Origin of the sequence: Levilactobacillus hammesii DSM 16381 (assembly GCF_001434395.1) — a bacterium.
Lineage (GTDB): Bacteria > Bacillota > Bacilli > Lactobacillales > Lactobacillaceae > Levilactobacillus > Levilactobacillus hammesii.
In genome coordinates, this window is sequence record NZ_AZFS01000060.1 from 119271 (window position 1) to 131747 (window position 12477).

5 protein-coding genes and 4 tRNA genes are annotated in these 12477 nt (G+C 49.1%); all 9 read left to right on the top strand.

Going from position 1 to position 12477, the window contains the following annotated elements; genetic code table 11:
* Positions 1-10 precede the first annotated feature (10 nt).
* The 9 genes from FD28_RS08270 to rpoC all read left to right on the top strand — a co-directional run bounded on the left by FD28_RS08270 (position 11) and on the right by rpoC (position 12154).
* A tRNA-Leu gene (locus tag FD28_RS08270) sits at positions 11-96 on the top strand.
* A 20-nt stretch (positions 97-116) separates the two neighbouring features.
* A tRNA-Arg gene (locus tag FD28_RS08275) sits at positions 117-190 on the top strand.
* A gap of 34 nt (positions 191-224) precedes the next feature.
* A tRNA-Pro gene (locus tag FD28_RS08280) sits at positions 225-298 on the top strand.
* 37 nt (positions 299-335) lie between these two features.
* Positions 336-409, top strand: a tRNA-Pro gene (locus FD28_RS08285).
* 305 nt (positions 410-714) lie between these two features.
* Positions 715-1182 (top strand): CtsR family transcriptional regulator, encoded by a 468-nt coding sequence (locus FD28_RS08290; protein ID WP_057734473.1) that lies wholly within the window; start codon positions 715-717, stop codon positions 1180-1182.
* Positions 1183-1199: 17 nt separating this feature from the next.
* Positions 1200-3692, top strand: a complete 2493-nt coding sequence (locus FD28_RS08295) for an ATP-dependent Clp protease ATP-binding subunit (protein ID WP_057734475.1) — start codon at positions 1200-1202, stop codon at positions 3690-3692.
* Between the two features lie 338 nt (positions 3693-4030).
* Entirely contained in the window at positions 4031-4630 is a 600-nt protein-coding gene (locus FD28_RS08300; protein WP_057734477.1) for a TetR/AcrR family transcriptional regulator, read from the top strand.
* A gap of 240 nt (positions 4631-4870) precedes the next feature.
* Positions 4871-8485 carry a DNA-directed RNA polymerase subunit beta gene (gene rpoB / locus FD28_RS08305; RefSeq protein ID WP_057734479.1) on the top strand — a complete coding sequence of 1205 codons (3615 nt, stop codon included), beginning with the start codon at positions 4871-4873 and terminating at the stop codon, positions 8483-8485.
* Positions 8486-8506: 21 nt separating this feature from the next.
* Positions 8507-12154 (top strand): DNA-directed RNA polymerase subunit beta', encoded by a 3648-nt coding sequence (gene rpoC, locus FD28_RS08310; protein WP_057734489.1) that lies wholly within the window; start codon positions 8507-8509, stop codon positions 12152-12154.
* The last annotated feature ends 323 nt before the right edge of the window (positions 12155-12477 follow it).

Sequence of the window (12477 nt, forward strand, 5' to 3'; positions counted from 1 at the left end):
TTGCCCTTTTGCCGGGGTGGCGGAATTGGCAGACGCACAGGACTTAAAATCCTGCGGTCAGTGATGACCGTACCGGTTCGATCCCGGTCCTCGGCATTTAACTTAATAATAATTATGCACCCATAGCGCAATTGGATAGAGTGTCTGACTACGAATCAGAAGGTTGTAGGTTCGACTCCTACTGGGTGCATTTTTGTTGCTTGTAAGCAATTATAAGCAATTTTCGGGAAGTAGCTCAGCTTGGTAGAGCACCTGGTTTGGGACCAGGGGGTCGCAGGTTCGAATCCTGTCTTCCCGATTTGACTGGCAAGATTAGTGGGTCAGTGAGCTTTCCTCGGGAAGTAGCTCAGCTTGGTAGAGCACCACGTTCGGGACGTGGGGGTCGCAAGTTCAAATCTTGTCTTCCCGATTTTTTTATTCCCGAATACATATAATGATAGCAACGGCGGTTTCCATACAGATTGTTTGGAAGCTGGCCGTTTTTTTGTTACCATAGATTACCGGAGCGCTTTTATAGATGTGGCCGTGGACAGCCCTGTGGAGAGACAGTCTGCTGGGTGAGCGGCCACGATGATGGTGCGTCACAACTTAGTTGGTTGTTAAGAAAATAAAACTTCTCTCGGTTGAGCGGTCTAATCCGTTGCAATTTTACTGGAAATTCGTATAATATTAGTCAACATTAGTCAAGAACACTGCACTGAAGGGGGGACGATAATGGAGAATCAAAATATTTCGGATATTATTGAATCTTACCTGAAGCAGATTTTGGCTGAATCCCAGCAGGTGGAGATCCGCAGAGCGGAAATAGCCAATCAGTTTAACGTCGTGCCATCTCAGATTAATTACGTGATTAAGACGCGGTTTACGATTCAAGACGGCTACGTGGTTCAGAGCAAACGTGGTGGTGGCGGTTATATCCGAATCGAGAAGGTCAAACTACTCGACAACTTGGATTTCATTGATTCGTTAGTGACAGCCGTTGGCGATCAGATCTCACGGCACGATAGTTTAGCGGTTGTCCGCAGCCTGTTTGAAGCTGGGGCGATTAACCGTAGCGAAGCGAATATCATTCTCGCAGCTATTAATAAGGATGCCATTAATACGGGAGATCGACAGGCTGATGAGCAAATTCGGGCGCAGATTTTAATTTCTATTTTGAATCACCTACGTTATGAGAGTTAAGAAAGTGAGGAGCTGCAATGGATAATTTATTTACACCGAGCGCTAAGAGTGTCCTCGTCTTGGCACAGGAACAAGCAAAGTACTTTAAGCACCAAGCAGTGGGGACAGAACACTTGCTATTGGCCCTCACCATTGAAAAAAATGGCATTGCCAACAAAGTTTTACAACAGTTCTCAGTTACCGACGATGATGTTCGTGAAGAGATCGAACGCTTCACGGGTTACGGGACGTTGGCCAATACCGATAAAGATAGTTACCTGCCATACTCACCCAAGGCAAAAGCCATGTTGGCCTTGGCTGGTGATGAGGCGAAGCGATTAGGCGCCACCAAGATTGGGACGGAACACTTGTTACTAGCCTTACTGAGTGATGAGACCATTCTGTCTTCACGAATCTTGAAGAACTTAAACGTCCAATTGACGGATGCGCACAAGGTGGTCTTACGTAAGCTGGGGATTACCGATACCCCTAAGCGACGGAACGACAACCGCAGTCGGCGGGCGCCACAAGGTGGGACCCCCACTTTGGACTCCTTAGCCCGGGACTTAACGGCCTCTGCTAAGGAAGGCCGGATGGACCCAACGGTGGGTCGTGAGAAGGAAGTTAAGCGGGTCATTCAGATTCTCAGTCGCCGCACCAAGAACAATCCAGTCTTGATTGGGGAACCTGGTGTCGGGAAGACGGCGATTGCCGAAGGCTTGGCGCAACGGATTGTGGCCGGTGACGTGCCGGAAGACATGCAAAACAAGCGGTTAATGATGCTTGATATGGGGTCCTTGGTCGCTGGCACCAAGTACCGTGGTGAATTTGAAGATCGTTTGAAGAAAGTTATTGAAGAAATTTACAACGATGGTCAGGTCATCTTATTCATTGATGAGTTACACACCCTGATTGGTGCCGGTGGTGCTGAGGGGGCAATTGATGCCTCTAACATCTTGAAACCAGCCCTGGCACGGGGAGAACTCCAAACCATTGGGGCAACGACACTGGATGAATACCAGAAGTACATCGAATCCGATGCTGCTCTGGAACGGCGGTTTGCCACGGTTCAGGTTAACGAGCCTACGCCTACGGAAGCTTTGGAGATCTTGAAGGGCTTGCGTCCACGTTACGAGGATCACCACCACGTAAACATTACGGATGATGCCTTGGATCAAGCCGTTAAGCTGTCGACACGTTACATCAGTGATCGTTTCTTGCCTGATAAGGCGATTGACTTGATGGATGAAGCCGCCGCTAAGGTTCGGATTGATCAGATGGATAAGCCAACGCCGGCAAGCAAACAAGCGAAGGCCTTGGATGATCTTTCGACCAAGAAGGAAGCCGCTATTGAACGACAGGACTTTGAGCTGGCCGCTAAGTTGCGGACGGAAGAAATGGCCTTACGTCAAAAGGTAGAGGCTCGTGCCGCTAAGGCCGCCGCTGCAGCAACGCCAGAACACCAGTATACGACTGACGTAACGGGTGAGGACGTGGCCGATGTGGTCGCTGAGTGGACGGGTGTTCCCGTTACGCAGCTGAAGCAGACGGATGCCGATCGGTTGGTCAATCTTGAAAAGATCCTGCACAAGCGGGTGATTGGACAGTCTGAAGCCGTTTCAGCCGTTTCTCGGGCCATTCGGCGGGCACGGTCAGGGTTGAAAGATCCTAACCGGCCAATTGGCTCATTCATGTTCCTCGGACCAACTGGGGTTGGGAAGACCGAACTGGCGAAGGCGTTGGCCGAAGCGATGTTTGGCTCCGAAGACAACATGATCCGGGTGGACATGAGCGAGTACATGGAAAAGTACTCCACCAGTCGTTTGATTGGTTCGGCACCCGGCTACGTGGGCTACGATGAAGGTGGCCAATTAACCGAAAAGGTTCGGCAAAAGCCATACTCCGTTGTGCTGTTTGACGAAGTTGAAAAGGCCCATCCGGATGTCTTCAACATCTTGTTACAGGTATTAGATGACGGTTACCTGACAGACTCTAAGGGACGTAAGGTTGACTTTAGAAATACTATCTTGATCATGACGTCTAACTTAGGGGCAACGAAGCTGCGGGATGAAAAGACCGTTGGGTTCGGTGCCGAAGACCTGGCTAACAGTTACCGGGCTATGGCACAAACGATTCGTGAGACCTTGAAGCAATCCTTCCGGCCAGAGTTCCTGAACCGGATCGATGAAACGGTGATCTTCCACTCCTTGAAGAAGGATGAACTCCATGAAATTGTGAAGCTCATGGCTAAGCACATCGTGGATCGGGTCGCTGAACAGAACATCAAGCTTAAGATTACGCCAGCAGCGATTGAAGTCGTTGCCAAGGCGGGCTTCGATCCTGAGTACGGGGCACGGCCAATTCGGCGGGCACTACAAACGCAGGTTGAGGATAAGCTGAGTGAGGCCTTGCTGAACGGCGAAGTGAAGGCTCACGATCAGGTGACGATCGGGGCAACACGTGGTGAAATCACGATTAATGTGAAGACACCCGACAGTACTAAGAAGCCGACAGCGGTTGCCAGTCATTAATGACGACTAACATTTGAATAGCAGCGGTGTTTCTTCCATAATAAGGTGGCGGGAGCACCGCTGTTTTGTGTTTTAGAGAGGGGCTTAACCGTAATTTAAGGGCATTGACCTAGCTGGTGATAAATGACTGTGGTACACTTAATCTGATAATAGGCTATATTAGGTCAACTGAATTAGGCGGTTGCGTAGGCTGGTCAACGGAACACGTTGCGTTGGATCATCGGTCAGAGCCATAAACGGTATCTGACGGGCAGTCTGGGCCGAAACACTTAATTCCGAATTAAACCAGATATGACGGATCAAAATAACAGCACCACAGAAAGGAAGAAGGCCCACTCATGAAGAGAGAAGAACAGTTGACCCATACGCACGCTGCCATTTTAAAGGCGGCGCGGGAGCAGTTCTTGGCGCAAGGGTATCAAGCAACCTCGACCCGTGATATTGCCAAGCAGGTGGGGATCACGCAGCCGGCATTGTATCATCATTTTAGCGATAAGGAGGTCATCTTCCTGGAAGTCATCAAGACGGTAGGGGAAGAGATCAAGACGGGCATTACAGGGGTTGTGAGCCAGCTTCAGCCAGATGCAGATCCCATCGAGTCCTTAACCGCTGTGACGGAGGTTCTGACCGCGTTACATCCACGTGATGTATTTACGGTGATTCACGGGAGCTTTAAGTTCCTGAAACCGGAGAACAAGCGTCAATTGGGGATGGTCTTCATGCAAGACTATCTGATGCCACTGACCAGTTTCTTTGAGACCGGTGTGGTTGCCTTACAGGATGGCGTCAAGGCTCAGGATGCGGCTTCCTTCTATCTGACCAGCTTGAGTCCGCTGTTTAACACCTTCCATCACGTGGGGCCGAGCGATGCCTCACAGCATGAGCAGACGGTCGCGTTGATCCGGTTAATCTTGTTTGGCGTTGCCACGAAGAAGTAGAACTTCTTTATTGACAATTGCCCGGAAAGCTAGTACTATGTCATTTGTATGCAACTGTGAACTGAAATTGGATGCACCGATATATTGTCCGGTAGCGTCCGTTATAAGAAGCCAAAAGCAAACTGTGGGTTTGTTTTTGGATTTTTTTTGCCAAAAATCCGGTAAAATATGCAATTGTAATCAAAATGTAACATTTGGATTTTTGACCAATTCACAGAATAAATAGGAGAGGTGAACAACTTGGCAGGACACTTAGTGAAATACGGGAAACACCGTACTCGCCGTAGCTATTCGCGGATCAAGGAAGTCCTTGATCTCCCTAACTTAATCGAGATTCAAACCAATTCCTACAACTGGTTCCTCGATGAAGGTTTACGGGATATGTTCGACGACATCATGCCAATCGAAGATTTTCAAGGAAACCTTTCGTTAGAGTTTGTTGATTATCAATTACTGGAACCCAAATATACGGTCGATGAAGCACGGGAACACGATGCCAATTTCTCAGCACCACTGCACGTGACCTTACGCTTAACCAACCATGAAACGGGTGAAATCAAATCACAAGACGTCTTCTTCGGTGACTTCCCATTAATGACGGCCCAAGGGACCTTTATCATTAACGGGGCAGAACGGGTTATTGTTTCTCAATTAGTCCGCTCACCAGGCGTTTACTTCAATGAAGATACTGATAAGAACGGTCGGACCGTCTTCGGCGCCACTGTCATTCCTAACCGGGGTGCTTGGCTTGAATTCGAAACCGACGCTAAGAACATTTCCTACGTTCGGATTGACCGGACACGGAAGATCCCAATGACCGAATTAGTTCGGGCATTAGGTTTCGGTTCTGACGATGAAATCTTAGATATCTTAGGCGATAACGAAAGCCTATCGAACACGTTGGAAAAGGATATTCATAAGAATACCGACGACTCTCGTGTTGAAGAATCCTTAAAGGATATCTACGAACGTCTACGTCCAGGTGAACCTAAGACGGCGGACTCTTCACGGAGCTTGCTGACGGCCCGGTTCTTTGATCCTAAGCGTTACGACATGGCACCCGTTGGTCGTTACAAGACCAACAAGAAGCTTAGCCTGAAGACCCGTTTGCTCGGCTTAACCTTAGCTGAAACGTTAGCTGACCCAGATACTGGGGAAGTTATCGCGCAGAAGGGGACGGTTGTTGATAAGGACGTCATGAAGACCTTGGCCCCATTCTTGGACCAAGATGACTTCAAGATGGTTACTTTCCAACCTTCCGACGAAGCTGTCGTTACGGAACCATTGAAGTTACAAATCATCAAGGTGCAATCACCAGATGACCCAGAACAAGAAGTGCCCGTTATCGGGAATGGGAACATTGACATCAAGCTGAAGCATATTCGCCCAGCTGATATCATCGCTTCCATGAACTACTTCTTCGATCTGCAAATTGGGATTGGCAACACCGATGATATTGACCACTTGGGTAACCGGCGGATTCGTTCCGTTGGTGAATTGTTGCAAAACCAATTCCGGATCGGGTTATCCCGGATGGAACGGGTTGTTCGTGAACGGATGTCTATTCAAGACGCCGCAACCGTAACGCCACAACAATTGATCAACATTCGGCCAGTGGTTGCTTCCATTAAGGAATTCTTCGGTTCTTCTCAATTGTCACAATTCATGGACCAGACCAACCCATTGGGTGAATTAACCCATAAGCGTCGTCTGTCTGCCCTTGGACCTGGTGGTTTGACGCGTGACCGTGCCGGATATGAAGTCCGGGATGTTCACTACACCCACTACGGTCGGATGTGCCCAATTGAAACGCCTGAAGGTCCTAACATTGGTTTGATTAACAGTCTTTCCAGTTATGCCCGCGTTAACAAGTATGGGTTCATTGAAACGCCATACCGTCGTGTGTCATGGGATACGCACATGGTTACCGACAAGATCGATTACCTGACTGCCGACGAAGAAGATAACTACGTCGTTGCCCAGGCCAACACGCCATTAAACGATGACGGTTCATTCGCAACGGATACCATCATGGCCCGTGACGAAGATAATAACATTGAAACCAGTGCTGACAAGATTGACTACATGGACGTTTCGCCTAAGCAAGTTGTTGCCGTGGCCACTGCATGTATTCCTTTCTTGGAAAACGATGACTCTAACCGTGCCTTGATGGGTGCCAACATGCAACGGCAAGCTGTGCCATTGCTGGACCCTCACGCACCATTAGTCGGAACTGGTATTGAATACAAAGCTGCGCATGACTCCGGGGTTGCTTTAATTAGCCAACACGAAGGAACGGTTGAGTACGTCGATGCACGTGAAATCCGTGTCCGTCGTGCCGACGATGCGTTAGACACTTACAAGTTGATGAAGTTCCGCCGGTCAAACGGTGGTAAGAACTACAACCAACGTCCAATCGTTAAGGTTGGCGATCACGTCGACAACGACGAAATCTTGGCTGATGGTCCTTCCATGGAAAATGGGGAACTTGCTTTAGGGCAAAACCCATTAGTGGCCTTCATGACTTGGCAAGGGTACAACTTCGAAGATGCCATCGGGATCAACGAACGGTTGGTTCGCGATGATGTTTACACGTCGATTCATATTGAAGAATACGAATCAGAAGCACGTGACACGAAGCTTGGACCTGAAGAAATGACGCGTGAAATTCCTAACGTCGGTGAAGATGCCTTGAAGAACTTGGACGAAGACGGGATTATCCGTGTCGGTGCCGAAGTTCAAGACGGTGACATCTTAGTTGGTAAGGTAACGCCTAAGGGTGTGACTGAATTATCAGCTGAAGAACGTTTGCTCCATGCCATCTTTGGTGAAAAGGCCCGTGAAGTTCGGGATACTTCTCTTAAGGTGCCACATGGTGGTGGCGGGATTATCCAGGATGTTAAGATCTTCACTCGTGAAAACGGGGATGAATTATCACCTGGTGTCAACATGATGGTTCGGGTCTACATCGCGCAAAAGCGGAAGATCCAAGTTGGTGACAAGATGTCTGGTCGTCATGGGAACAAGGGGACGGTTTCCGTTGTTATCCCTCAAGAAGACATGCCATACATGCCAGATGGTACGCCAATCGACATCATGCTGAGTCCAATGGGTGTGCCTTCCCGGATGAACATCGGGCAAGTGCTCGAATTGCATTTAGGGATGGCTGCTCGTAAGTTAGGGATTCACGTGGCTACGCCAGTCTTCGATGGTGCCCGAGATACTGATATCGCGGATGCCTTGAAGGAAGCTGGGATGGCTGCCGATGCCAAGACCGTCTTATACGATGGTCGGACTGGTGAACCGTTTGATAAGCGGGTTGCCGTTGGTGTCATGAACTACCTGAAGTTGGCCCACATGGTCGACGACAAGATGCACGCCCGTTCCATTGGACCTTACTCATTGGTTACCCAACAACCCCTTGGTGGGAAAGCACAATTTGGTGGCCAGCGGTTTGGTGAAATGGAAGTTTGGGCCTTGGAAGCTTACGGTGCCGCTTATACGTTGCAAGAAATCTTGACGTACAAGTCTGATGACGTGGTTGGTCGGGTTAAGACCTACGAAGCCATCGTTAAGGGCGATCCAATTCCAAAGCCTGGTGTCCCTGAATCATTCCGTGTTCTGGTCAAGGAATTACAATCCTTAGGGCTGGACATGAAGGTCTTAAACGGGAACAACGAAGAAATCGAACTCCGTGATATGGATGACGATGACGATGATGTTGTGAACGTTGATGCTTTGAGCAAGTATGCCCAACAGCAAGAAGAGCAACGCAAAGCGCAAGCTCAGGCCGACAGTGCCAAGACCACACCAGAAACTACGAAAAATGAAAGTCAACCGAACACACAAGACTAATTAATAAGGGAGGTCGCTTCTTTGGTCGATGTCAATAAGTTCGAAAGCATGCAGATCGGGCTGGCTTCACCTGATAAGATCCGTAGCTGGTCTTACGGGGAAGTCAAGAAGCCTGAAACCATCAACTACCGGACGTTAAAGCCTGAAAAAGATGGGCTGTTCGACGAGCGGATTTTCGGTCCTACTAAGGACTGGGAATGTGCCTGTGGGAAATACAAGCGGATCCGTTACAAGGGTGTCGTTTGTGACCGTTGTGGTGTTGAAGTTACCCGTTCTAAGGTTCGTCGTGAACGGATGGGCCATATCGAATTGGCTGCTCCTGTAACCCACATCTGGTACTTCAAGGGGATTCCAAGTCGGATGGGCTTGGTCCTCGACATGAGCCCTCGTGCCCTGGAAGAAATCATCTACTTCGCATCTTACGTCGTCTTAGATCCAGGTAACACGCCTTTGGAAAAGAAACAACTCCTTTCCGAACGTGATTACCGTGACAAGCTCGTAGAATACGGTAGCAAGGCCTTTAAGGCTGAAATGGGTGCCGAAGCCATCAAGAAGTTGTTGATGGCCGTAGACCTGGATAAAGAAGTTAAGGAATTAAAGGAAGAATTGAAGGAAGCTACTGGCCAAAAGCGGACGCGTGCCGTTCGTCGTTTGGACATCTTGGAAGCCTTCGTGACATCTGGTAACCGTCCGGAATGGATGGTTATGGATGCTATTCCGGTAATCCCACCTGATCTTCGTCCAATGGTACAACTTGAAGGTGGACGTTTTGCAACGTCTGACTTGAACGACTTGTACCGGCGGGTAATCAACCGGAACAGCCGGTTGAAGCGTTTGTTGGACTTAAATGCACCTGGTATCATCGTTCAAAACGAAAAGCGGATGCTCCAAGAAGCCGTTGACGCGTTGATCGATAACGGTCGTCGTGGCCGTCCAGTTGCTGGTCCTGGTAACCGTCCATTGAAGTCTCTTTCACACATGTTGAAAGGGAAGCAAGGACGTTTCCGTCAAAACTTGTTAGGGAAGCGGGTTGACTACTCTGGTCGTTCCGTTATTGACGTTGGTCCTTCCCTCAAGTTTAACCAAATGGGTCTGCCAGTTCCGATGGCTTTGGAATTATTCCGGCCATTTATCATGAAGGAATTGGTTGCTCGGGGCTTAGCTTCTAACATTAAGAATGCCAAGCGCCAAATCGACCGTGAAGATGACGATGTCTTCAATGTTCTTGAAGATGTTATCAAGGAACATCCTGTTCTGTTGAACCGGGCACCTACGCTTCACCGTTTAGGTATTCAAGCGTTCGAACCGGTCTTGGTTAGTGGTAAGGCGATGCGTCTTCACCCATTGGCTTGTGAAGCTTACAACGCCGATTTCGATGGGGACCAAATGGCCATTCACGTGCCATTATCTGACGAAGCACAAGCTGAAGCACGTCTGCTGATGCTCGCTGCTCACCATATTCTGGCTCCTGCCAGTGGTAAGCCAGTGGTTGCGCCTTCTCAAGATATGGTTATCGGGAACTACTACCTGACCATGGAAGAAGCCAATCGTGAAGGGGAAGGTATGATCTTTACCGACCTTAACGAAGCGGTCTTGGCTTACCGGAACGGTTTGGTTCACTGGCATACTCGGGTTGGGGTGCAAGTCTCCTCAATGCCTGACAAGCCATTTACCGATGAAGAACGCGGTAAGATTATGGTAACGACTGTTGGGAAGTTGATCTTCAACAACATCCTGCCGAAGTCATTCCCATATTTGAACGAACCAACCAGCACGAACCTGAATGGCTCCATTCCTGACAAGTACTTCTTGGCACCGGGTGAAGACATTCATGATTACCTGCAAAATGCTGAATTAATTGGACCCTTCAAGAAGGGCTTCTTATCCGACATTATCGCTGCCGTTTACCAACAATACAAGGTTACTGAAACCTCTAAGTTGTTGGACCGGATCAAGGATTTGGGTTACGACGAATCCACGAAGTCTGGTTTGACGGTGGGGATGGTCGATGTTACCGACCTGAAGGAAAAGCCAGAAATTATCGACGCTGCTCACAAACAAGTGGCTACGGTAACCAAGCAATTCCGTCGTGGGTTGATCACCGACCACGAACGTTACGAACGTGTTATTGGGATCTGGAACGATGCCAAGGACGACATTCAAAACGCCTTGATTCACAGTTTCGATCAACAGAACCCTATCTTTATGATGAGTGATTCTGGTGCTCGTGGGAACATTTCTAACTTTACGCAGCTTGCCGGTATGCGGGGCTTGATGGCCGCTCCTAGTGGTGACATCATGGAGCTGCCTATCACGTCTAACTTCCGTGAAGGTCTGTCAGTGATGGAAATGTTTATTTCGACCCATGGTGCTCGTAAAGGGATGACCGATACGGCCCTGAAGACTGCCAACTCAGGTTACCTGACTCGGCGGCTGGTCGATGTTGCGCAAGACGTTATCATTCGGGAAAAGGATTGTGGGACCGACCGTGGTTTGAAGATTCGTGCTATCACTGATGGTAACGAAATGATCGAACCACTGTACGACCGGATCTTAGGGCGTTACACCCAAAAGACCGTCTACGATCCAAAGACTGGGGACGTTATCGTTCCTAAGAACCAAATGATCGTTGAAGACACGGCGCAACAAATTGTTGATGCTGGTGTTGAAGAAGTTACCATCCGTTCCGCCTTCACTTGCAACACTGAACATGGTGTTTGTGAACATTGTTATGGTCGGAACATGGCTACTGGTGACGAAGTTGAAGTTGGGGAAGCTGTTGGTACGGTTGCCGCGCAATCTATCGGTGAACCAGGTACCCAGTTGACCATGCGGAACTTCCATACCGGTGGTGTGGCTGGTAACGAAGATATTACCCAAGGGTTGCCTCGTGTTCAAGAATTGTTTGAATCTCGGAACCCTAAAGGTAAAGCTGAGATTACGGAAGTTACTGGGACGGTTGAATCAATCGAAGAAGACCCAGCAGAACGGACGAAGACGATCACCATTAAGGGTGAAGCCGATACTCGGAGTTATGAATTACCAATCACTGCCCGCATGCGGGTTAGTGAAGGGGACTTCATTCACCGTGGGTCAGCATTGAACTATGGGTCTGTTGATCCTAAGGAAATGCTGCGTGTTCGGGATGTCTTATCAACTGAAACTTACATCTTAGGTGAAGTTCAACGTGTTTACCGGATGCAAGGTGTTGCGATCAGTGATAAGCACGTTGAAATCATGGTTCGCCAGATGCTACGTAAAGTTCGGATCATGGATCCGGGTGATACCGATGTGCTTCCTGGTACCTTGATGGATATCCAAGACTTCCGTCGTGCTAACTACCAGACGTTAATCTCTGGTGGGATCGCGGCCACTGCCCGTCCAGTTATCTTGGGGATCACTAAGGCTGCCCTGGAAACGAACAGTTTCTTGTCAGCCGCATCCTTCCAGGAAACGACGCGTGTCTTGACCGATGCCGCTATCCGTGGCAAGAACGATCCATTAGTTGGTTTGAAGGAAAACGTTATTATTGGGAAGATCATTCCTGCCGGGACTGGGATGCCAGATTACCGTCAGATCAAGCCCAAGGAAGTTGGCGGTTCGTCAACCGAAGGCGTCTACTCCATCAGCGATTTGGAAAAGCAAATGCAAGAGGACTCACAGGCGTAAGAGCGTGTAGCAAGGCGCTTAGGTTCTGAGCATTAACGAGAATAAGGTCTCTAGTCGGCAATGCCGGCTAGGGACCTTATTTTTGTTAAGCACAGGAACCTGCCTTGCGGAACGCGTTTCGGAAGCCGCAAGGCCCAGGATAGAAGGGCGAGAGCCAGTCAGATGTACTGAACCAGTACGAGCAGTAAGCACATTGCCGGCTAGAAGCCTTATTTTTGTTAAGCGGAAGAATCTGGCTAGCAACACGCGTTTCGGAAGCCGCAAGGCCCAGGATAGAAGGGCGAGAGCCAGTCAGATGTACTGAACCGGTACGAGCAGTAAGC

Excerpts from the sequence above, each read along its gene's own strand:
- FD28_RS08290 (WP_057734473.1), top strand. The coding sequence starts at position 715 with ATGGAGAATCAAAATATTTCGGATATTATTGAATCTTACCTGAAGCAG.
- FD28_RS08300 (WP_057734477.1), top strand. The coding sequence starts at position 4,031 with ATGAAGAGAGAAGAACAGTTGACCCATACGCACGCTGCCATTTTAAAG.
- FD28_RS08295 (WP_057734475.1), top strand. The coding sequence starts at position 1,200 with ATGGATAATTTATTTACACCGAGCGCTAAGAGTGTCCTCGTCTTGGCA.